Here is a 24,347-nt window from a genome sequence, read left to right on the forward strand (position 1 = left end):
TGCTGGAAGAGGACAAATCCTCTCAGGATGGTATTGCTTTAAAAAGAATGAAAGCTGCTCTTTCTACTCAATACTTAAGAAAAGTGATTGGTTTTTAAACTTTGATGAAATCGCCCTGGATTCAGGATCAGATTTCAATGCACTTAATAAAACATTAATAAAATGTACTTATAATGACAAACGGAAAAATATCAAAAAAAATTCTTGATGACTACACCATTTTGGCAAATACGAAATAGAAAATTTTTAACACGAAAAGCGAGCATGAAGGGCGATCTTGCCGAGTGTCTTCATGATCTCAAGCGAGATGCAGCAAAAATTCACTTTAATGGCAAATTATTACTGGATATCTTCATTGCTGATTTGGCAATTGATGCAAAAGGGATGACTATTAATGACAAGATAAGTGCCGTAAAAGATAAACTCTCGATCGATAATATATCCAATCTTTTTAAAAGAGAGCTATTGAAGTTTTGTAATAATGAGGAGATTAAAACTCAGTATGTTGGCACATTAAGTAAAGTTTTTTATCAATGGGGCGTTCTTTATTTAGCAGCGCAATCACTCACTGATAATACTGCGGTTGCTGCAAAAGGATACATAATTGATGGAAATAAATTAAATACAAAAATTAATATTTATGAAAAAAATGGAAGTATCTATATTGATGAGCAAACAGAGCTAATGGGCTTAGGGCAACTTGATGGATTAGGAATAGTCGAAGTGACTAATGACGATAAATCTGCAATGATGATCATTAAAAATAGACTCCATTTGAGACCTACCGGGTTAGGCGGTATGGAATATGCAAATACAGATTTAGCTATTGAATATAATAGTACTCTCGCACAAACACTTTATGATAAAAGGACAATATTTGAGAAGATAATTGATCTCATTAATTCTATTTTAAGATTCAATGGTATTGATAACTTTTCTTTTGATGAGGAACCTTTTAAACCATCTATGTAGTCTCTTGCAAGACAGTTTTACGCTTGATTATAAGCGTGTTTACCAAACTGCGTCTATCTAAATTAAGAAGAGAACGGCTGTTTTGTATGGGATTAATTGAAAGTTTATATTGGGAAACACTTGGATTAGCTGCCAGGTTTAGATTAACTGTTGATTCCTACTATAATAAGATCCAATATCGTTCATTCAATAAAGTCGTCCGTTCATGGCCATTATTTTAGATGAAGAACATCATCAGGATCTTGTTCTGTCTCGCTATGTATAAAAAATAAGTCTAGAAATGGCCTCTTGCATCCAGGATCGAACAGAAATTCGGGATGCAAGAACCGGGCTATCTTATGCTTCTTCAGCCCCTACAGTTGCATTACCCATACTGTATGAATGTGCTCCTGTTCCAGCGAGTCTACCCTGATCCACAATAAGATACACATCACGGATAGGGCGGCCTTCGAGCCAACACTCCAAAATCTCACGGGTTCCCGCAGCATAACGAGCTTGTGCAGATAAGGAAGTCCCTGAAATGTGAGGAGTCATACCATGGCTAGCCATTGTACGCCAAGGATGGTCTTTAGGCGCTGGTTGTGGGAACCATACATCTCCTGCATAGCCTGCAAGTTGGCCATTTTCACAGGCTTTTACAATGGCTTCGCGATTACAGATTTTTCCTCGAGCGGTATTAATAAGATAAGAACCACGTTTCATTTTATTAATCAATTGTTCATCAAATAAATTTTCGGTCTCTGGTGTTAAGGGGCAATTAATAGTTACCACATCACACATTTCAACAAGAGATTCGACATGATTATGAAAAACCAATCCCAATTCCTTTTCGGTTCTCTCTGGCAATCGATGGCGATCTGTATAATGCAATTTAACATCAAAGGGTTTTAAGCGTTTCATAACCGCCAAACCGATTCGTCCACATGCAACAGAACCCACTGTCATTCCTTCCAGATCGTAAGAACGAACTACGCAATCCGCAATATTCCAACCTTTTTGAATAACCCATTGATAAGAAGGCAAATAATTACGTACCAATGAAAGAATCATCATGACCACATGCTCGGCAACGCTAATACTGTTTGAATAAGTTACTTCCGCTACGGTAATGTTCCTTTCTTTAGCTGCTTGTAAGTCGACGTGATCCGAACCAATACCTGCAGTAATTACCAATTTCAATTTTTTTGCTTTGGCAATTCGCTCTGAAGTTAAATAAGCAGGCCAAAAAGGTTGAGAAATCACTACATCTGCGTCAGGTAATTCTTGTTCAAAAACAGAATTTGGTCCTTCCTTATCAGAAGTAACAACAAACTGATGTCCTTGAGATTCAAGAAATTCACGCAACCCTAGTTCACCAGACACAGAGCCAAGTAAAACGCCAGGTTTAAAATCAATATGCTTAGGAGTAGGTACCATTTGTCCATCAGGATAGTGTTCTATTTTGGGAAGTCTATCCCGCGCATAATATTTGGGATACCCATTGATTGGATCGTCATACAGAACACAAAGAATTTTAGCCATACATTTGTCCTTAAATAAAAATGGTTAAATTAAATCGCCGCGTTTCAATTCCGTTGCATTGAGCGCTTGGAAGACGATTGAAAGCTACTTTAGCATCCATAGTTTTAATTGATACTAAATTATTGAATCAAGATAATGAATTCATTCTTTTAACTTGTAAACCATTATCAGCAATAAATTTTAAGTTAAATGATTGTATTGATTAAAGTGGGTATGTTCGAAATAAAAATATATAGATTGAGTCAAAATGCTACTCATCAGATATCAGAAAATCATTTAGCAAAAGAAATTTTCTTATTTCCTCGCTAAAAAATACATTCCCTAATTAGGATGATAATTAGTTGTGTTTGTTTGAACAGGTTGTTCGCCTTTGATCTCCAATCCTGGGTATTCACTTTTGAGTACCGCAATCGCATCTTGGGCAAACTCTTTACTAATAGTTACTTTTAACCTGTCTGAATTTAAACGACCATCGGCTGATTCTACAAAAAAATCTTTGCCATTTACGAATGCATTTTTTTTACTACTTTGATCGTCGCAAATTGCTAAAAGTGCATGATATGCAAAAGTCATATCGCCAATTGCCTCACGCGCTCCATCTTTCATAACAAGAGAGCCATCGCGTTGTTGTTCAACAGTTGTTTTGTATCTCATGATTTCCTCGGTTTATGAACTATATGTATTTAATTTTATCAGAGCATTGTTAACTGAGGCTTAAACCAGGTGAAATTTTTCTGTATTAGACAAAAAAACTTAAGATGAAGGCGTTAAAAAAATCCATCCTTCTGAATAATCGTGTAAATTTACTGTTACATGGTACACAGCTAAAACAGAGGATAGTCAAGAAAAACGTAGTGAGATACAATTGGTTTTTATTAGTTTGATTCAAAGTATAATGAAAATACCGCGATGACTCATAATAATAATCATAGAAAAGAGGGGCCAGTTGCCTACTTATGAGTGACATTTTATGCACTAATTCCAGGATCGAATTTGCAAATACCTTGCGAGGCCTTGCGGCATTATCGGTTGTTATCTCCCATTACTTAAGTTCATTTTGGTACAAGAGAGATTCAATCGCGCATCTAATTAATGCACCACTTTTCTCTCCTGAATCCCACGCAATACCACCATATATTATATGGCTTAATCTCTTTCCTCTTTTTGACTGGGGAGCTTATGGGGTAGGGTTATTTTTTATTATCAGTGGATTTGTTATTCCTTTTTCACTCCATAGAATAAATGCCATAGGATTTTGCATAAATCGCCTTTTTCGTATTATTCCAACCTACATGATAGGATTTAGTATTACTTTATTAGCTCTTTTTTTATGCGGAAAATATTTTCCAGCAGCATGGCCATATACTTTTCAAGAGGTGTTAATTCATTACATTCCTGGAATTCGAGATATTCTTGGATCAAGAAACATAGATATAATTATCTGGACTCTCGAAATAGAAATGAAATTTTACCTAATTGTGGCTTTATCGATTGCCTGGTTTCGTAGTTACTCACTGAACGTTTTTTTTATACCCACAACCCTTTTTCTTTTAACCTGCTATGCGTCGCACATGATTCCAGTATGGGCAATGAATCATTTAGTTGCCTTCATCCAGGCTGAAATCTATATGATGTCAACACCCTATTTAATTTTCATGTTTATCGGGGTGGTTTTTCATTATTTATTCTGTCAGAAAATATCATCTGATATGGGGTATTTGATAATAAGTATCTTATTTTTCATGTTTTGCATCGCTTGGTGGGCAGGGCCTTATTCAAACAATTTAATATTGGCTTGGAGCTATGCTTTAGCTTTATTGACTTTTATGTTTGCTTATATATTTCCTCATCTTTTTAAAGCAAATCTTATATTTAATTTTCTAGCTGGTATTAGTTATCCTTTGTATATTACTCACAGCATTATGGGTTACATTATTCTTCGTATCATGTTGGATATGAATTTTAGAATTGGGATTGCTTTGAGTGCAGTTATTTTTGCATCGGTACTACTATCTTGGTTCCTGCATGTATTTGTCGAACGACCTTCGCAATCGTTAGGCAAAAAACTTGCGGAAAAATTAAGTTTCAGCACTCCAGAGTTACTAGCATTGATAACAAAATCGATTAAATCGTTGCGATTACAACTGTCAAAAAATTAACTAGGAATTTTATGTCAGCTTATGAAACTATTTTAAGCAAGCAAGAAAAGAAATGGATCTTGGACAGGCGTATAACAAGACTCTCTGATAATAAAGAGGTTCAAATATACCCCATGGGGGCTGAGCGCTTTTTATCATCTGCTTTGACCGGGAATCAAAAAAATCGCTATGATATACGATCTGACATCGAAGGGAAAAATGTCTTGGTGATCCCTGGTTTTGGAAATAGCAGTTTTTTATTTGCGTTGGCGGGCGCAAAATCAGTTACAGCTTTTGATAAGGATCCCATTACAATTGCGTGGATGAAAGCATTTAAGAAATATTATCTTTATCGTGAGTATGATTATCGAGGAAATCCATTACCATCAATTGGTGAATTATTAGATGCGCTTACATGTTGGTATCCACCGTTAGTTACTTTGCCCTATGGAAAATTTACTAATTTTTTATTCTGGATAATTTATCCCAATTCTTTAAGACGGATTTATATTCACTATATGCTGGTACTGGTACAGCGTGCTATTCAATCCAAAATTCAAACTAATTTTGAACTTGATAAAAACATTCAGTTTCATGTGGGGACAATAGACCAAATACTTAGTGATCAAAAACAGGCTTTTGATACTGCTTTTGTTCCCTATCTTTTAGGGGTAGAGAACGGAATTGAAAAAGAAAAGGACATAGTGGATTTTATTAGACAATTAGTCAAAATTATTCCTGATGGCTTTATTCTGGTTACTCCTTCCAGAGATATGAAAGAGCATTACATCACTGGGAAGAGCTATTTTTATACAACAGGGTACTCCAATATTCAGGCGATTCCCGGACTTGAAACGTATGTTATTGGTGAAGATAAATACTGGTTTCGTACTCAAGGCTTGGCTATATTTGGAGCGCTTCATAATAGATTATGAATATTATGGAATGATAAGAATGGTATAAATATCTTGAGAAGAATCTTCGATAACCCACCAAGTGTATAATTAATATACAGTAATAGCGAGTGGCATGAACAAATCGAGGATAAATTCATTGAAATCACTTTTGTCCATTATCTTTTTTTAAATTATTTCCATTTTGGAAAATTTATCTTTCAATAGCGCTATATTACCAAAATAATTCACTTGGTGTAAATTATATACATAATCATCATCGAAAACGGTGGAAAATGACAAAACTTAAAGATCTAAAACCATATACTCCAAACGATATATTAACCTCTCGAAAAGTCGGAAATGATTATGAGAAAGTCCCTATGTGTCTCTACAGGCTACGTGATCTACCAGAATGCAGTGAGGAGAATTTGCCATCACGACTATTTGAAGATGAAGATTTTGTCATACCACCAAATGATCCGGGTCGCTCTTGGGCGCAAGCAAAGATAGGGAAATTATATCTTGAATGGGCACCTGACGGGAAAGGAAGCTTTAGTTTAACTATTAAATATATTGATAAGAAAAATAAAACCCTACAGTCATTTTTAAATGTAAAAGGTTCTATAAATTCAAAGATTGAGCTTCATGATTTATTACCTTTTCACTTGTTTACCTATTTTGAACTTAAGGGCACGATAACTAGAGATGGTGAAGAGGCATGTGAAAGGAGAAGCTGTGCTTATGAGTTAAAGATGTTCCTCACTAAATTGCTTCTTGATGAAACGCCTACTGCAGATGAGCTAAGAAATTTCCAGGAAAATTGCAAGAAGCTTTCTGGCGTACAAGTTACATACTTCAGTTTCAATCCTCATAAAAAGCCGACTACTTTGTTTGAAATATCAGCACATAATGATCTCGATTACCTTTCAAAAAAGAGAAGAAGTGAGGCAGAGATTGATCAATGGCTGCAGGAAAAATTGTTACCCAATCTCTCCCTTAAAGAACGCAAAGAGGGATATCTTTTAGGCTTGGAAAATATAATTAATGAGTTGGATCGTGAGCAAAAAAGGAGCTTGGCGTTCCATATTTTAAACAGCTCAGACCATTTTTTAAAAAAAGAAAGGCATTTATTTCGCTTTTCAAAGTATTCCAATAATACGTTCTCTATCTATGAGCTTGCTAGAAGGCTCTTGCTCGAGCCTGGAGAACATACAAACGCCAGACTGATTATTGAAGATGAAGAACATCATCAGGAGTATGTTCTTTCTCGCTATCCATAAAAAATGAGGAATTTATTTAATAAAAATTCAACTACGTCACTCAGAGATAATTCTTGGTTATCCTAATTGATTGTTATTATCAAGAATTTCACTGTTTTCTAAGTCTAAAAGTGATATTTTTAATGATGTTTTTAGGGTGTTCACTCGATGAAACATTGAATTGATTCCTAAAGGATTAATCACATTAAAGTTACCCAAAAGCAAATTACTAAAGTCAAATGTAACTATGAGATAAAGGCAGTTTATTATATTGTTTAGGATATCTACTGCACCGTATTGTTTTTGTAATTCCTTCGTTGCATTAGGGTCTGATAATAGAGTGTTACATGCGGCTGCGAATTCTTTTCGTGTGATCCGAGAGTCTTGAGCTAGAAATTTTTCTTTTTCTTCAGTTAATCTTTTATGAAGTAGATATATTTCATCACTTGCTGTTTTATCCGTTTTTTCCAGATCGTCTCCCTTTTCCAACATTTTTTGCATATATGCATTAAATCCTACTATATCTAATAGATCATTTCTCAGAATATGTTCGCTATTAATCGAGTAGAATTCAGAGTTAATCAAAGAGAACCAATGAGTATTGCCTGAGTTATTTAAAATAATATCTGGAGTACCATGTTCCTCTGATGAAAAATAAGGTGTTCCGTCACGATAAATTTGCAACGCCATAGGGGTCTCGTAGCGTATTGCTACATGGCCATCGTCAATCCGCTCGCGTATTTCTCCCTGGAGTTTACAATGCATCAGCATTAAGGTTTCTTCTGTCCCCCATCTGTAATTAGTACTTAAATGACGAATATAAGCCTCAAGATTCTTGTGTTCTTCTTTCAGGAAAAACGCTACAGTCATTTCTCCGATTACATCTGTTAGATGCTGCTTTAAATGGAACATGTAGTTCCCGATCTCAGCAAGTGATTTAGGTTCTCTTTGTTCTGCAAACCATTCATGATCGAAAATATTTATAATTTCTTCGAATTTCGCGCTCATAAATGCATGCATTTCTCTAGACATGTTTTCGACTTTAAATATTTCTGCTGTATTATAGTTTTCATTATCAAAACTATCTGATTCAAACAAGAAAAGAGCAGGATGCTCTTTTTGTTTAAGCATTTTTTTGAAAAGAAAAATCATACCATAATTGGTTGCTGTATATAGGGATGAACCTTTGGGATTTTCTAAAAAGTTCTCTCGAGTCATATTTGCAGCATAATGTCTCAAGGCAGAACCAAGTATAGGCTCGATAATTCTTTTTATATGTAGCGGCGTAAATGGTTTATTTTTTTCATTTCCTAATAAATAAAAAAGCTTTGCTTTTTCTGCAGGATTTAATCCCAGCCTGGTAAATATGCTCTCTGCTTCCGCTCTCTCTCCATTTTTACGCAAGTGATACATCAATGAGATGCCATAGGCATAATAAAGACAATTTCCATCGCTGCTGTTATCTACTTTATTTAATTTAGGCATAATAAAACTTATAAATTGTTATACAAAATAACAAATAACCAAGGTGTACTATAATATATCAAATAATGGATAATCTAAAGATTTATATCAAATGAGAGAATGCTTCTGCAATTTTTAAAAGGCCGAATGATAGTGTTCTAATTTTTTTTCAGATTTTGTGCCATTAATTGAAATAGCAAACAGCTTAATCAAATTATGATCTCATTAAGTTTACGATTTTATGATGAATTAAATGATTTAATTCCTCTGGAGAAGCGTAAAAAGTGCTTCACTCATACTTTGGCTCAAAAAACTTCGATTAAAGATCTTATTGAGTCGTTTGGAGTTCCTCATACTGAGGTAGAAGTAATCCTGGTCAATGGAAAATCTGTTGATTTTAACTACCTAATTCAAGATCATGATTATATTTCTGTCTATCCAATATTTGGAACTTTTGATGTAAGTGAGTTAATTCGACTTCGTCCAAAACCGTTAAGAACTCCTCGTTTTATTCTGGATGTCCATCTTGGGAAACTCGTCAAGTATTTACGTTTACTTGGATTTGATGCGATTTATGAGAACAATTTGACCGATGAATTTATAATTCAGTGCAGTAAAAAGGAACGTCGAATTATATTAACCCGCGATGTTGGCATTTTAAAAAATAAAAGCGTCACCCATGGCCACTGGATGCACAATACCAATCCAGAAAAGCAGGTAGAGGAAGTTTTGATGCAATTTCATTTAATAAATCAATGCAATCCATTTACACGATGTTTAGCGTGTAACGGATTACTAAAGAACGTAAAAAAAACTGAAGTTAGCGGGGAGCTATCAGCATTGACAAAAAAACATTATCAGACTTTCATGCAGTGCGAATCCTGCAAAAAGGTTTATTGGGAGGGACCGCACTATATTAAATTAAAAAACTGGGTAAAAAGAATATTACATACTGCAAGAGAGGAAACTGAAACGAAAAGAACAAAGATGAACAACATGTAGAAAATTTTGATAGGTTAAACACGGCCTTAAAATAAAAAAATCCAACTACCGCCTATTCGCTAGCTACAGAAAAAGGATTATGCTCATTTGAGTGTAATGTCTCTCTAAGGTATGATTCACAATTTTGAAACCTAATCGAACAAAATCATGAATAGAATCGTTGAAGTTGTTTCCTATAATCCACTATGGCCTGAACTTTTTGCAGCAGAAGCCCATCAAATAAAGCAAGGACTGGGGGACAATTGCATCGAAATGCATCATATCGGCTCAACGTCAGTGCCAGGATTAAGTGCAAAACCTATTATTGATATCCTTCCTGTTGTTCAAGATATTTTGCTCGTTGATAAAGCGTCAAAAGCGATGGAACAGATTGGATATTCAACGATGGGTGAGTATGGCATTCCATTTCGTGCTCCCGACCATCATGAAAGTGATCCGCGTGATGTTGAAATTGGAAAAATGTTATGATTATCAAATTGATAGCTGTATAAAAATATGATGGATCAATATTCACTGCTAAATTAAGTAAATGTAAACTATTAAGGTGAAACTACTATGATAAATCATCAAATTGAAACATTTTTCCAGTCAAAAGCTTTTGCTGTTATTGGGGCTTCATCTAATCGGGCAAAATATGGCAATAAGGTTTTACGCTGTTATCTTGAGAATAAGAAAAAAGTTTATCCTGTAAATCCGCAAGAAGATACAATTGAAGGGATGTCTGTAATACATTCAGTAAGTGAATTACCCGATGAGGTTGAAAGTATTTCCATTATAACTCCGTCTTTTATTACTGAGAAAATTGTTGAAGAGGCAATTAAAAAAAGAATTAAAAATATTTGGATGCAGCCTGGGGCAGAAAGTGACTCAGCCATTGAAGCGTGTAACCATCATAAAATTAATGTTATTGCAAAAGGGCCTTGTATTTTAGTTACTCTAAATTATGTTGGACATTAAAATTTTGTAAGTGAACCCCGAATATATCTAAAAAAACACTTATGGATGAATAAATTGGCTGCAAGTTGAGGGATATTATATGTATATGTGGTTTGAGTTATTATTAATGCTGATTCTCATCTTAATTTCAGCGCAATTATTTTCTAATGCGCTGGAGTACTTTGGTGAAAAAATAGATATTTCAACCGGTGTAACTGGCTCAATATTTGCAGCAATATCTACCGCACTTCCAGAAACTACCGTACCGATTTTAGCAATAATTGCAGGAACTGCTGATAGGCAAGTTAATGAAGAAATTAGTGTAGGCGCAATTCTAGGTGCTCCGTTAATGTTATCAACCTTATCAACTTTTATTATGGCTTTTTCAGTCATTAAGAAACGAGGAATTAATGGATATATAACACCAGAAGCGACTGGTTTTGAACGGGACATGAGTTTTTTCTTAGTCGCCTTTACTTTGGCTGCCTTAGCGATGTTTCTTCCATTAGAACCAAACTACATGCGTATTTTATTTTGCATCATTCTTATTCTCCTTTATTTTATTTACCTGTTGCTCACGTTCAGGGCCTCTAAGGCATTGGTAGAAGATGGCCATGCAGTGATCACAAATGAACCATTGTTAATCGCTAAACTGGGTTTTAAAACCAACCTTACAACAATTTTAATTCAATTACTTTTTGGCTTAGTCTTATTAGTATTGAGTGCAAAAGGATTTATTCATGGGATACAACAGGCGGCTAACTCTCTGGGCATACCTGTTTTGCTTCTATCATTGCTCGTCATTCCCATAGCAACAGAATTACCAGAAAAAGTGAATAGCGTGATTTGGGTGAGAAAGCGCCAAGATACTCTTGCTTTTGGCAACATAACCGGAGCAATGGTTTTTCAAGGTACATTACTTCCTGCATTAGGAATACTCCTAACCCCTTGGGAGCCTTCTAGAATAGTGCTTACAGGTATTCTTGTAACCTATATTGCTACAGCATGGTTAAGATTTAATATTTCAACTCGCGGAATTAAAATTAAGGCGTTGCTTTTGAATGGAGCTTTATATTTAACCTATCTGGTGATCGTACTGTCATAAAACGTTTTTTAGTATTAATGAAATTTGCGCTTTAATAATAGTAATGCATAAAATCCAACAGAAAAGATTGCCATTGGTTTTGAAGGGTAGAGGACAAAGCAGGATGAATTCAATGATAAAAATTAAGCCTATATTCGCGTTCTTCAATGAGGTATTTATGAAAGCACAATAAAAGACTCTTGCCTAACAGCTTTAAATCTCAAAATCATAAATTGCAGCAATTAAATTAAATCTCAAGGTAAACCATTTTCTTCTGTTTCTATACCGATCAGGAATAATTTTAAAATATTTAACCATGCCAATTACATTTTAGCTCAAAACCCACTTACTAGATAGTTCACAATTTTTCTATTTATCCTCTTTGGTCGGAGGGCTATTTTTTGTTTATGGTTAATCCATTAGCAGGATTGGCAGCTTATGCGTAGAAGCCTAAAAAAACTTCACTTAATTTAAACCAAACTCCTTTGTTTTGTTACAGTCTAACTCACGTTAGACAGGAACAAAAACGCTATCTAAAGACTGATCAGGTGCTGACTGACAATTTCTATATGTACCAGTAGCAAATAGCCCAACACCTGAAAGGGCTGCTGCGATTCCGATACCCGCTGTTATTAATCCTGCAATACCAAAAGTTGCTGCATTAAGAACTACAAAAGCAACCACAACCGCAGCGGCACCAACTACGGCCATAAAACCACCTAAAATTTGCATACTGATATTCGAGAATGGAGTTACAATATCCGCTTCGACAGATGCTGGTTTCTCAAATTTTAAATTAACCAAAGCTAAGTCGTCAGTCTCAACCTCAGAATGCTCTAAGTCATTTGAATATTTAATACAAAATTTAACTAACAGATCAATTTGATCGGCGTTCTCTTTAAGTTTAGGAAAGAATGGTATGGGGTTATTTGTATTAATTATCTTTTCCTCAACCTTAAATATATCACTATTAAATAATTGAGGAAGATTTGATAATGCTTTATTTCCTATTACATAGATTCCTTCAATTTTAGATACATTTGTTGGTATTTCTTCTAGAATTTCTTTAGTAGCAGCATTTGGATAAAGCTTAAATGTATAGTTATAGTTCAAATCATCTTCTATAAGAGCAGAAATAGTTCCACCCATAAATAATGCAATCATTTTTTTTTGTTTGTTAGCATCACTACTGGCTTCTAGTCTTTTGAATTCTTTTCTCATTTCGGACAATATTGATTTAGCCTCAACGCTTAAATTAGAAGAGCCAACGATCGTATAGGACACAAGTTCTTTAAGTAAGTTTTGAATGTTTAGTTTCATTTTGCATCGCTTATGAATTAGGAGGACGTAGTTTAGCATTTTTCACTGAATATGTCCGTTAAATAACCACGGGGCTTTATTGTGGCGCAATAGGAGCTTATTTTTGTCTTTAAGATCAACTGAAAAATATTAAACAAATAAGCGAATTATTAATAAATAACTTATGATTGCGATAAATAAACAATAGCCACAGGACATAACAATGATCTTTAAGCTGAAATAAATCTTGATTTATTAAAAAAGCATTCTATTGTTAATTACAGTACCATTGGCAAAAGCTGTTACATAAACTAATAAGGATATTAATTATGAACTATTCAGAAATTTATTTTGGCGAGGGTTATCAAAGATATTTTAATGAAAAATTTATTGGGTACGCAGAAAATGATATTAAATATGATGATGCCAAGTCTTGTTATGATTTAGCTGAGTACTATCGATGTAATCATGATGAGAAAAAAGCTGATCTCTACTACAAAAAAGCATTTTCTCTTTTCGAAAAATTAAGCGAGAGAGAAAATATTGATGCTAATTACTATGTTGGTTATTTTTATCAATATGGTTTTGGTGTAGACCAAAACATGAAACAAGCAGAAAAGTTTTACACGTTAGCCTTTAAAGAAATGTCAAAGTATAAATCTAACCCTCATTACTACTATCTCATCGGTAGAATGTATGAAAGTGGTTTTTCTGAGAATAAATTTGGAGACGTTAACTATGAAAAAGCAGCTTATTACTATAGGATGGCCGCGTCTCTAAATTATTATGATGCGTTCTATCGTCTTGGTTATATTGACGCAATGAAAAAATAAGTATAACCAGATATTTTTGCAGATTATTGAGTAGTAGGAGGAGGGGTCTCACAACCCCGTCCTATCACACTACCGTATGCGCGATGTCGCATACGGTGGTTTCAACTAAGCTGTCATAATGCATTAGCTAAAATTTATTATGAATTTTATAGCAGCTAAAGTCTTATTTACAGCTCATACTCAGAGAGGTTTTTTCCACTTCAATTTGCACTTCAGGCCGGGTATTTAACTTGGTCAATTCACGTTCCAATGATCTAGCCCACTTATAAACTCCATTTGTTGTTTCAATAGCTTGAGGTCTGAAAAAACTATCTGGCACTCCATTTTTTTTCAATTCGTTTTTTAAATGTTGTATACCAGCCAATAAACAACGTTTAACACTTTTCGCACAATTATTTTGTATAAAACAGTAATTTTCATTACTCTCCTTTTGCATTGCATCAATAACTGCCAACTCATTAATATGATAACGTAAACCACTATCACTTGTTGGCAGATGGATCGAGTGATCGGGATGTTTGCCTTCGGTTCTATTCGAACTTTCCATCAACCGTTCCTTCCGTAAAAGAAAGTCTGCTCGATTTCGAACATTGGCTTTTAACTGCTCAACTGTATTTTCATCCATGCCATTGATTCGTTCATTGAGTTCTTGAAGTTGCTTCTCAAGGACTACGATCTCATTTGCAGTCTGATCCAACGCCTGTTGATTCTCTCGTAATTGCCCTTGGCAAATAAGCTGTGTTTGCTCTATTTCTGTTTCAAGAGCAATCAATGATCGATGGAGTGTTTCATTCTCTTTTTGCAAATCCTCTAACGCATTGATTATTCGCGATATTTCAGCGATCGTCTTTGAATCAGGCTTAGCAACATTTTTTAAATAACTTAATATCTTGGAAGGAAAAATGGATTCTTTAGTATTTCTTGATAATTCAGCAGTTATTTCATCCTTTGCTTTACTTAATGCATACAGGTCAGCCTGAGATTGCTCAAGAAGTTGGTTATGTGAAGCAAGCAAAGTTTGCTGTTTTATCGTTAATTGATTGATTTTTTCTACGATATTTTTTCTATTGTCTATATCCCCATCTAAATTCCAAACATCAACAGTTGCCTTGAGATTTTTTTTCTTGGCAGCATCTATTTTTTTTTGCTTTATCCTATAAGCGGGATGTTCGATGGTAAGAGAATGGGTATGACTTTCTTCTCTTCTCATATCGGAATCATGATCCGATATTTCTGGCTTTGTTCCTTTACTTTTGGGGGCAAGGTGTAATAGATTAAAAAAATCACGAGCTAACTCTCCTGAGGAAGGACTTTCCTCGGGCCAGAAGCTATGAGTGACTTGAACACTTCGAAGCGGTTTGCGTTTATAATACAGGCCTGAATTGCCAACAACAACTTCAGGGATATAACAAAGACTTTTTCTTGCGAATAAAGGAGATGATTTATCTTCTAATTTTTGATATCCAGGAGAGCGTTCATTAAGCTCCATAACAAAATTAGCATGGCCAATGTTTTCGCCTTTGTCCTCAGAGGCTAATAAAGGACCAAAAAAACGATTTTTTATTCGTTTGCCTAAAATCTGGGTTGTAGAGAGCCAAACATTTACTTGAATCATAATACCTTCTTTCTTTTACATCATGTACTATAAATTAATCAAAAAACCTGATTGAAAATCAAGTAGCAAAAAAACCGTAATATTGTATCTTATATTAAACTATTTGTTTTTCAAGCACTCAGCCCGATCTTTATAAAGAAAATTGAACACTAATAAATTGGGTCATTAAGTTTGCATAACGAGGGATATAGTTCAACAATATGTGAATCCATTTTAAATCATGATGAGGTTCGGAAAAGTATCAGGTAGAAAGAACATTTATTATTCATTGTAAATTCAATTTCATTTTTTCAATAGTATCAACCGTAATTTCTTGGAATTTTTCTGGAGTTAATTCACCAGCTTTATTATGTATTAAAACTTTATCATATGCATTTTTACCAAGTAAGGTAAATAAATTATTCAGTTCTGGGATTGATAAATTTAATAATTCTGAACTTTCTTCTGGCATAGTTGGATTGATTTTTTTAGGAGTATGCATTTCATAAGCATAAGCAATTTCAATCAATGTGCCTTCATGAAACTGTTTTCCCACTAATTCAACTCCAATAGGCATATGCATGTCATCACTATAACCAACATTTATATTTATAGAAGGAAGACCTGAGTTAGATGAGACCGGGGCACGCCAAGTATTTACGGTCATTCCATCATATGTCGCCGTTCCATGAGTAGTTATTGGTATAAGTAGAGCATCTAAGTTATTTTTTTTCATAATCTTTTGGACATAGATTTTATTTTGGGCAATTATAGATTGTGCTCGTTTATAAGACTTACTGCTCTTGCTTGCCATATTCTTGATAAAGTGAAGGCAATCTTTAGTTGTGCCGAAATTTCGCGTGCGATTAGACTCACAAATATCCTGAAAATTTTTCCGTGTTGATGGAAAAGAAGCTAGATATTCATTTACATCTTGAATTTCTCCTGCTTGGTTATTTTTTCGATTATTGTTAAATCGTGGAAGATCAATATCAATAAGCGATGCACCCATTTTCCGCATATTTTGAGTCGCGTTTCGTACTATTTTTAAAATGTGCGGAGGCATCTTATCAAATGTATTAATGCCGTTGACGTGATGTACAATACCAATTCGCTTTTTAGTTAATCCATTCGTCTTTAGAAACTCCGTGTAAGTTTTTACTCTAGGAATATCAAGAGTCTTTGGATCGTGTGAATCTGGTTTAGCGATGATATCCAACAAAATGGCGAGTTCTTCTGTAGTACGTGCAATAGGGCCTGCTGTTCCATCCAGATTTCCCATAGGAAAAATACCCTGTTGACTAATTAATCCAGTACTTGGGCGTAATCCAACTAAACCGTGAAATGCAGCTGGAATTCTGACCGAGCCACTGTTATCTGTACCAATACCGAGTAAAGCAAAACTTGCACTGACGACAGCTGCCGGTCCACCACTAGATCCTCCAGGGTTTTTATTGGGATCAAAAGCATTACCAATTCTGCCACTACGACTACTTATTCCAATTATGCCCCAAGCAAACTCATCCATTCCGCCTTTTCCTAAAATAATAGCCCCAGCATTACGTAATTTTTTTACCAGAAAAGCATCACGAATTGGTTGGCTGCCTAATAACGCATAGGATCCAGAACTTGTAGTTGTATCAAATGAATCAATATTATCTTTTAATATAATTGGAATGCAGTGGAGGGGGCCTAATAGCTGACCTGTATTTTTAAAGGAAGCATCTAATTGTTGTGCTTGTACTATAACAGAAGGATTGATCTCGCTCCACGCATTGATTGGGGCATGGTTTTTGGCACTTAAGTTATATTTTTTTATCCGCTCGATATATTTAGTTACTAGATCAAAGCAAGTGAGTTGATGAGATTGAATGGCATTATGAATAGACCTAATTGTCACAGATTCTAATTGGGGTTGATATACTTTTTGTTGTTGAGAAAAAGAATTTCCACTAAAAGCTAAAGGAATAAGTATCAGTGAAATAAAGTGATATCTCATATTTTCGTTTCCAAATAGTATCCTTTTAGCATTTAGTTATATCAGATTAATTATTTAGATAGCTCTTCTGACGAATCAACTAATTGAGGAGTTAATTCGATATGATTGAAAAATATTTGAAGCCAGCACTAATCTTATCATAAAACATCAAATTTAAAATGACCTGACGTTGTGATGAAATCGCTTTTAATGACCAATTCGTAGAGCAAATAAAAGCCTATTCCTTAATATTTTATTAAGATTATTCTGGCATACTTCGGGCTATTTTCAATACCATATTGGATTATTAATGGACACCATAAGTCTTCTTGCTCTTATCAATGAAGTGAAGCAACCGGATGAGATTTTAACAAAACTTAAAGAAAACCAATTTGCAATTTCTGATGTTACTGATGATGGGGATTCGATACTGCATGTATTAGCTAAATCGGAACATGCAAAAAAAATAAATTTTTCTGAATACCTCAACGCGTTGATGACAGCAGGCGCAAATGTAAATGTTTTCGATAGGCAAGGTAATGGGTTCTTGGGTTACTATATAGAACAGATACGAACGGATAATCTGGCAAATTACTTAAAATATGATACCTTCGACTTATTACTTAGAAATGACGACTTTGATGTCAATCAAACATTGGCAAACGGCCAGACTCTTTTCGAATGCATTTTTAACTCCACAGATTATCGATCAAGTGATTCCCTAAAAGCTTTAATAGCCCATGATAAGTTTGATCCTAATCAGAAAACATCTGAACATAACACCATTTTGCTCCATATGATGTTCAAGGATATGTTCAAATATAGAGATCAACTAGTCAGTGTAATTAACCACAAAAGGACAGATCCTAACGTCAAAAATGATAATGGAAAAACTGCTTTGGCTCTAGCCCTGGAGGGAAAACAATCGAGTAACATGGAGTATGTTAATGCATTAGTTAATCATGAATTGTTTGATATCAATGCCGTAGATAATGATGGAAATAATTACCTCCAACTTGCGATTATTTCTCAAAAATTCAGTGCTGAAAAAATTTCACCTTTGCTTATTAATAGAGGTATTGACGTCACACATAGAAATAATGATGGTAAGTCAGTATTTGATTTGATTTTCGAAAACAAAGCGTGTAGATCCGATACAATCCGAAACGACCTGTTATTAACGCTAGTTAAGATACATCCCTCATCACTCTTTGATACATATTCAGATGGAAGAACAATTTTAAGTGCGTTACTTGCTATGGATGATTGGAGCATCAGCTCCAAATTCGTCACCATTATTGAACTATGTAAAAATCAGGAGAATTCTGCAGGGCTTCTTAAAAAGATAATAGGTGAGGCGTTCGCTAATTTTCATCAAAATGGTGTTTCTGAAGGGACAATCCTCGATTTAACTCAATCGATTGTTACAACAGGTATTAGTGTAGATGTCGAGTATTGCCTCGCTCTTGTCGCGATTTATAATCCTCAGTATAAAAGTGAAAAAATAAACAGCCATTTTAAGACGCTTAAACCTGATTTGGATTTCAATGTTGTTATTCGTCATATAAAAAATTTAACCAAAGAGGGTAGTAATGAGCGTTCCAACGCATTAAGTTATATCTGCAAATTCAATTTTTCTTCCAATAACATCAATGATTTCAGTGACAGTGCCCTCGCTTTTGAAGAACATCATCTACAAACTAAAACATTTTCCTCTATCAAGAAAGACACTCAAATGTTCGGCCATTTATTTGCATTGAGTGGATCAATACCTGTCGACGGCAATCTTGTTAGACTTACAGGGAGTAATTCATTTTACACAGCGCCATTTATAGTGCATTTGATGAATGCTTACATGTCTCATTGTGAGCAAAATGATAGCTACATAGAACACCAGGACGCTATTCGGCAAGTTAGAAATATGACAATAAAAGCAATGCGCTATTATTTTCTGGCGAATTATTCGGGTATGCTCCCATACACGGATGATTATTGGTTATCTATGGAAGAGGACAGTAAAAAGTCAGGGGTGGAATTATTCACTGGTTGGCCTGGGCATGGTATCGATCTTATCATCAAACAAAAAGACTTATATCGTAATAATGGCGGAGGATGCAGTACTGACAGTACAACAGAGCATTACACAATTACCAAATCTGAGAATGTAACAAAAAAAGTATTTGCCACTCTTTATGAAGATAGCTATGAGGCAAATAAAACATTCATCCAACAAGATTTGCATGAAACTCTCGGTCTTGTCTATCACGATAGTATTGATGGAGAGTTTCAAACAGTAGGGAATTGCGATCTTCACAATAAGTTAATCGCTTTAAAAATAAAATATCGCTTATTTTTACCTGAAAGCATAGCCGATGAGCTTTTTACCGATACGATTCGGTTTTTTGAACAATTCTTTTTGAACGAATATCTTTTTCTATACGCTAATAATCCAACATTGCCCCATTTGTTAATGCGGTTAATTACCCAAAAGTTACTACCTGAAGGCAAACTGGATTTAATAAGGACGCTATTAACCGACCATTTCAGTTCAGACGAAAATCAGGAGATTTTACAGATTGAACTCATGGTGAAAGGTTGGTTACTGAAAGCTACACGCCAATCAAGAGAGGAGTTTGATAAACAATTACAGTCTCTTCAAATAACACGTGTTCCTGAAATGAATTCTCGGCTGCAGTTATTAGACCGCTTCCTTAATGATAAAGTGACTCATGAAGATTTAGACGAATTAAAATCCTCCTCTTTAACGGAACAACAGTTCCAAGGATATCATTTATTGCATTTTGCAGTAATGAATAATAACCTTGCTCTTGCTGCTTCACTTATCCAGATGTTCCCCAATGCAGTGGATCAACCCAATTGGCACAACCAAGAACCATTATGCCTGGTACAATCTGTTGAGATGATTGATCTATTGGTTAAGGCTGGGGCAGATACAACAAAGACAAAAGATGACAATGCATTAGACTGCGCCATTAGGATGAATAGAGTTGACTTAGTAAATGCCTTACTAAATCATGGTGCCAAACCTAGCGAATATAGTGCTTATTATGCTGCTTCTAAAGATCCAAAGATTTTAAACTCGTTAATGGAGTTTCATCCAGAGGCTATGAAAAAAACTACGCATAGCTACAGAACCCCTGTTCATGCTGCAGCTCTATCAGGTCAAAATGAAAATCTTCAGAGCCTGGTGTATTATGGTGATGTCCATACGGCAGCAAAAGATGTGAATGGGATTACACCGTTACAATTAGCTCTTAAAAATGAACATACCGATACAGTAAGGTTATTGCTTCAATATCCAGGGACATTATTCAAACGCCCATATCGTGGTGATTCTGTGGTAAATATGACCAGAGATACCGAAATGCAACAACTCCTTATACATGAGAAACACGAAAGAAAAGCGGATCGTAAATATTTTAAGGCATTTAAAAATAGCAATCCTGGTATTGTAAAGGAAAATATAGATTATTTAATTATAGCTATTCGTACCAACGATGTACGTGCCATCCGCGGATTTTTATTCACTTATCCTGACGTCAAAGTAGTCAAAACGAGCGACCACTATTGCACCGCTCCTTTGACAGAGGCAATACAAAAACTGGCCGGGAAAAAAGGAGAGGAATATAACGACGCGTTCAACATTGTCAAAATGCTTCTAAAAACCCCAGGTATTGATATTAATGCTTGTACTGCAACATCTGAGCCCATCCTGTTCTGGGCCACATCCATTGGAGATGTCGCGGTGCTTGAACTATTCCTTGCTGATCCTAAACTCAACCCCAATCAACAGGATAATATAGGTTATACAGCTCTGCATGATGCTGTGGAGCGCGGTCATTTGAACTGTGTGAAGCGTTTGCTCCAAGATAAGCGTGTTGACTGCACCATTGTCAATAAGCGAGGACAAACAGCCGCGGATCTTGTCAGTTTCAGAAGTGGGGTAGAGGAGTGTATCGAGGAGGTAGTTAAGAGCTTATCTAAAAAATCCAGTTTCTTCATTCAATAGAAATGAGCGGTTAAACTGCACGTAGAAATAATTGATTGCACAGAGGTTTCTAATGTCCTGTAGCAAAAGCAATTTCAATAACGTTGTTTGGAGCAAACATATCCTTAAAATGTTTAAAACTTTCGAGTCTGGACTGATCGTTTTGAGCACGTGAAAGCAAGTCTTGTCCATACACGGCAATATCCTCGACGATTCGTTCATGCCGGTAATAGGACAAAATTGTTTTATCGATGTTTGCTTGACCATAACCTTCATAAAAGTAATGGATTTCAAGAGGGTTATGCCAGACGTTACCAACGCCAGCTCCAATGAACATCAAATCTCGTTCTTTGGGAGCTAAAATGGGCTCATCCCAATCAATAATGTATATAGACTCCCCATTAACCAATAGATTGCCTGCATGTACATCAGAATGGCATAAAACATACTTGGTTAAATCAGGTTGAATTGTTTTAGATAGTTCTTCTGAGGAATCAACTAATTGATGAATTGAGTCGATATTTTGTTTAAAAAAAGATTTGAAGTCAGCAGTAATCTTATCATCTGACGCATCCAATTCAATTTTACTATAAAAGGACCTGACAATTTTACGCCATTGAGTAGAGTAGGTTTCTTTTCTTAATTGATGTTGAATAGAGGCGGGAACTGCTGTTTCATGAATTTGCCTTAATACTTTTCCAAACTGGTTCCACTGTTTTTCTGTTAAATTTTGCGTGAAACCATTTGGCGCATTAATAAATGGATATACAATTATTTTGAAATGATCCAATTGCTGAAATAATTTTCCGTCGATTGTATGGATAGGAAAAATAATTTCTTTTATTCCTGAATCATGCAAGAGACGGATAATTGAGAAATTAATTTCATTATGAACTCCATATTTAAGCTTTACGAAATAAGAATTGGATTTAGAATCTGCTTTATATCCAAAAGCGTTCAGATCAGCACCACCCAGGATGAGTTGTGCCCCGTGAATATCAATTCCATAATAAATGTTTAAAAGATCGTTAATCTTCTGTTCTTGAATCATAAAAATCAATGATCGGGGTTTTTAATTCGGATTTAGCCAATTTTATAAAAGGAATAATTGCACTTTCAAGTGCCTTAATATGAGAGCTCCTAATCACCAAAGGAGGGCACCTAAATCTATGAGGTACTATTTAAGTAAATAACAGGGTTGATTAAATATCAAAAATTTAAAGTGATTAGCGTCAACTACATAAATAATAATTAGCACTGTATCAAGACTAAGCGACTACAATACTTGCATGGTAGCCTTGATACAGCGCAGCATAATCAAGGCTTTTTATACCCCTTGAGAAAGAGTTCTTTTCCTTTCAATTTGCTCCCAAATGTTAGCTAAAGCCTTTTCTTCTTTAATAATGGAAACAAAGGGTGCATATTTCTCCTGTACATCTTCCACAGAAATTTTATTTCTAAGAACATCTAACAACAATTTAGAGGCTACAATCTGCTCATTACAGGTTTTTAAACTTTCTGTCATATGCTGAGTCATACTCTTTGCTGTGAGTAAATTGCTAAACAGACTTAAAGAAACTTGAGGGCTGCTAGAATCTTGAGCGGCTTCCTCAAGGTACAGCTTAAATCCTTCTTGTTCTTGTTGTTTTTGCGCCAGGTATTGCTTCACCTCTTGAATGGTAAAATATTTTTCGGTGAAGTAGATACTATTGGGGTGATCCTTCCAAATACCAACACCTTCATTATAAAAATCATGTTTCAACCCCATGATACTGACCCAAGCATCCCGCTCCTTTTGCGAAGCAAAAGCAATAGCGAGCTCCCGGCCTTGATTCGCTTTATAAACCCCGCTGCACCCAGGTCCATTTGAGCTTTGAATCGTAATTTGATAATTATTTTTGTCTAATTTTACAAACTCGCTAAATGGAAGCAATCCTGTTTTATAAAATTTATCCACAAGCGCTAAATCATTAGGGCAGAAGAGCGTTAGACTTGGTGTTTGTCCCCAGTCTGCCTTACAAATCAGTTGGGGGGCAATTTGGTTATTATAGACATCCTTAACACAAGCATTCATTTGACTTATGTAAGGACTAACTTGTGCGGTTTTTTTACCTGTTGCCTCAGCAAAAATAATTGCGAGCAACTCTGGTGATAATTGGGAAAAATTGGATCCAGACTGCAGAGCTGCTTGGTTGAGCATTAGAGCTAAATTAATAGGATCATAGTTCCAAGACAACTCCAAAGGAAAATGATAATTAAGTCCGAAATCTTTGGGTATATGCCCAGCCGCAGCTATTTGGGTCAAAATTTGCATTGCGAGCACTTTTGCATTGTCCCCATAACGACTATCACAATAATCTTTATATTCGCGTCCTCGCTGTACTAAATCATCTCTAAAAAAATCTAAGATACTATAAAAAGGTTGTCTCCAATTAGGAGCATATTCGTTAGGCAATTCATAAACCTGCTTCTCACCAGCTAAACAGTAAAACCAACTATCGTTTTCTTTAAATACTGCAATCTCATGGCTTGCAAGTTCTTTTGTAGGATTATTGGCAAATAAAAGGATATGGCGTTCCAATTTCAATACATCAAGTACCAGGCGTTTAACTTGGCCAGGATTAATTGAGCTACCTTGAGGTAGCTCAAAAGCATTTTGATAAAGCGTCGTCGTATTTTTCTTTGTTGCTTCTACCCTTGAAGTAGGAATCTGAACTTCTACAAGGTAGGTGGCGAGATAAGTATCAAAGGAGGTAGAGGTTACTTCCATTCCTTTTACACTGGTCCTCTCCATTTTCTTAGTAAATAAGAGAGGGCGGGTTCGCAGCTGTTGTTCAATCGCTTTGCTAATTGCTTCGTAGGGTCTAGAAGCAAAATCCTCAGCAGAGATATAGATATCATCTCTATCATTATCATTTAGAATCATTAGATATTTATAATATTCATTGTCAACCACTCGAACGGTGATCCAGCTACTCGTCATTCCTTCTGCAGGCGTTGAGGGTTGTACTGATTCGTGCTTCATTTGGGCCATAAAAAACTCCTGAATCTAAGATGATTATCTATTCTATTTTTTTCAGTTGCCATTTTAATCTTTTTGAGCAAAGTATATCCAATCAATTATATTAATATGTCATTTCCATTTTTTTGATATCAGGGGTCACTAGCCGATCTACAAACTCTCCGATAATTGTATCGATCTCCCAATCAATTAGGCGTGTTTTTCCTCTATTATTTTCGGACGCTCATCACATCAGCAAGCAGTAATATCGATTGTGGAGCAAAAAAGTAAATTTACAATCCTAAAGAAAGTAGCTAGGAAAACAGCTAAAACTGTTACTAAGCCATTGTGTTTACAGTCA

General features: G+C 35.3%; 19 protein-coding genes and 1 pseudogene. 11 read left to right on the plus strand and 9 right to left on the minus strand.

Annotated elements, in window-relative coordinates:
• Together ELY20_RS17035 and ELY20_RS15225 are read left to right on the plus strand one after the other, a co-directional pair.
• On the plus strand, positions 1-98 hold a 98-nt coding region (locus tag ELY20_RS17035), incomplete at its 5' end, for a hypothetical protein (protein ID WP_233590623.1).
• A 109-nt stretch (positions 99-207) separates the two neighbouring features.
• Positions 208-972 (plus strand): hypothetical protein, encoded by a 765-nt coding sequence (locus tag ELY20_RS15225; RefSeq protein ID WP_110144102.1) that lies wholly within the window; start codon positions 208-210, stop codon positions 970-972.
• 336 nt (positions 973-1,308) lie between these two features.
• Here the strand turns inward: ELY20_RS15225 and ELY20_RS15230 are convergent, their stop codons facing one another.
• Both ELY20_RS15230 and ELY20_RS15235 read right to left on the minus strand, forming a co-directional pair.
• A complete protein-coding gene (locus ELY20_RS15230) occupies positions 1,309-2,493 on the minus strand; it encodes an NAD-dependent formate dehydrogenase (protein ID WP_110144101.1) in 1,185 nt (394 codons plus the stop codon).
• Positions 2,494-2,814: 321 nt separating this feature from the next.
• Positions 2,815-3,147 carry a hypothetical protein gene (locus ELY20_RS15235; protein WP_110144100.1) on the minus strand — a complete coding sequence of 111 codons (333 nt, stop codon included), beginning with the start codon at positions 3,145-3,147 and terminating at the stop codon, positions 2,815-2,817.
• Positions 3,148-3,449: 302 nt separating this feature from the next.
• Between ELY20_RS15235 and ELY20_RS15240 the strand changes: the two genes are divergently transcribed.
• From ELY20_RS15240 to ELY20_RS15250, 3 genes are all read left to right on the plus strand, one after another.
• Positions 3,450-4,652, plus strand: coding sequence for an acyltransferase family protein (locus tag ELY20_RS15240; RefSeq protein WP_110144099.1), 1,203 nt, complete (start codon positions 3,450-3,452; stop codon positions 4,650-4,652).
• Positions 4,653-4,663: 11 nt separating this feature from the next.
• Complete coding sequence (locus tag ELY20_RS15245) at positions 4,664-5,566, plus strand: ABC transporter permease (protein WP_110144098.1); 903 nt, start codon at positions 4,664-4,666, stop codon at positions 5,564-5,566.
• A 254-nt stretch (positions 5,567-5,820) separates the two neighbouring features.
• Positions 5,821-6,807, plus strand: coding sequence for a hypothetical protein (locus tag ELY20_RS15250; RefSeq protein WP_110144097.1), 987 nt, complete (start codon positions 5,821-5,823; stop codon positions 6,805-6,807).
• 57 nt (positions 6,808-6,864) lie between these two features.
• Here the strand turns inward: ELY20_RS15250 and ELY20_RS15255 are convergent, their stop codons facing one another.
• Positions 6,865-8,271, minus strand: coding sequence for a hypothetical protein (locus ELY20_RS15255; RefSeq protein WP_110144096.1), 1,407 nt, complete (start codon positions 8,269-8,271; stop codon positions 6,865-6,867).
• Positions 8,272-8,466: 195 nt separating this feature from the next.
• Here ELY20_RS15255 and ELY20_RS15260 point away from each other — a divergent pair, with 195 nt between their 5' ends.
• The 4 genes from ELY20_RS15260 to ELY20_RS15275 all read left to right on the plus strand — a co-directional run bounded on the left by ELY20_RS15260 (position 8,467) and on the right by ELY20_RS15275 (position 11,293).
• Positions 8,467-9,252, plus strand: coding sequence for a Mut7-C RNAse domain-containing protein (locus ELY20_RS15260; protein ID WP_110144095.1), 786 nt, complete (start codon positions 8,467-8,469; stop codon positions 9,250-9,252).
• 147 nt (positions 9,253-9,399) lie between these two features.
• Entirely contained in the window at positions 9,400-9,720 is a 321-nt protein-coding gene (locus ELY20_RS15265) for a GrpB family protein (RefSeq protein ID WP_110144094.1), read from the plus strand.
• An 87-nt stretch (positions 9,721-9,807) separates the two neighbouring features.
• Positions 9,808-10,209: a CoA-binding protein gene (locus tag ELY20_RS15270; protein WP_110144093.1), complete on the plus strand. Its 402-nt coding sequence runs from the start codon at positions 9,808-9,810 to the stop codon at positions 10,207-10,209.
• A 79-nt stretch (positions 10,210-10,288) separates the two neighbouring features.
• A complete protein-coding gene (locus ELY20_RS15275) occupies positions 10,289-11,293 on the plus strand; it encodes a sodium:calcium antiporter (protein WP_233590622.1) in 1,005 nt (334 codons plus the stop codon).
• Positions 11,294-11,485: 192 nt separating this feature from the next.
• Here the strand turns inward: ELY20_RS15275 and ELY20_RS17210 are convergent.
• Positions 11,486-11,602: pseudogene (locus ELY20_RS17210) on the minus strand (IS5/IS1182 family transposase); the annotation flags it as partial.
• 180 nt (positions 11,603-11,782) lie between these two features.
• Positions 11,783-12,592 (minus strand): hypothetical protein, encoded by an 810-nt coding sequence (locus tag ELY20_RS15280; protein ID WP_110144092.1) that lies wholly within the window; start codon positions 12,590-12,592, stop codon positions 11,783-11,785.
• Positions 12,593-12,900: 308 nt separating this feature from the next.
• Between ELY20_RS15280 and ELY20_RS15285 the strand changes: the two genes are divergently transcribed.
• A complete protein-coding gene (locus ELY20_RS15285; RefSeq protein WP_110144091.1) occupies positions 12,901-13,404 on the plus strand; it encodes a tetratricopeptide repeat protein in 504 nt (167 codons plus the stop codon).
• 163 nt (positions 13,405-13,567) lie between these two features.
• Here ELY20_RS15285 and ELY20_RS15290 read toward each other — a convergent pair whose 3' ends face one another.
• Positions 13,568-15,019, minus strand: coding sequence for a coiled-coil domain-containing protein (locus ELY20_RS15290; protein WP_110144090.1), 1,452 nt, complete (start codon positions 15,017-15,019; stop codon positions 13,568-13,570).
• 265 nt (positions 15,020-15,284) lie between these two features.
• Positions 15,285-16,997 (minus strand): amidase, encoded by a 1,713-nt coding sequence (locus ELY20_RS15295; RefSeq protein WP_110144089.1) that lies wholly within the window; start codon positions 16,995-16,997, stop codon positions 15,285-15,287.
• Positions 16,998-17,286: 289 nt separating this feature from the next.
• Between ELY20_RS15295 and ELY20_RS15300 the strand changes: the two genes are divergently transcribed.
• Entirely contained in the window at positions 17,287-21,006 is a 3,720-nt protein-coding gene (locus tag ELY20_RS15300; RefSeq protein WP_110144088.1) for an ankyrin repeat domain-containing protein, read from the plus strand.
• Positions 21,007-21,055: 49 nt separating this feature from the next.
• Here the strand turns inward: ELY20_RS15300 and ELY20_RS15305 are convergent, their stop codons facing one another.
• Positions 21,056-22,036, minus strand: a complete 981-nt coding sequence (locus ELY20_RS15305; protein WP_110144087.1) for a phosphotransferase — start codon at positions 22,034-22,036, stop codon at positions 21,056-21,058.
• Between the two features lie 276 nt (positions 22,037-22,312).
• Entirely contained in the window at positions 22,313-24,019 is a 1,707-nt protein-coding gene (locus ELY20_RS15310) for a hypothetical protein (RefSeq protein WP_110144086.1), read from the minus strand.
• Positions 24,020-24,347 lie beyond the last annotated feature (328 nt).

Source organism: Legionella qingyii (genome assembly GCF_003990155.1).
Taxonomy (GTDB): Bacteria; Pseudomonadota; Gammaproteobacteria; order Legionellales; family Legionellaceae; genus Legionella; species Legionella qingyii.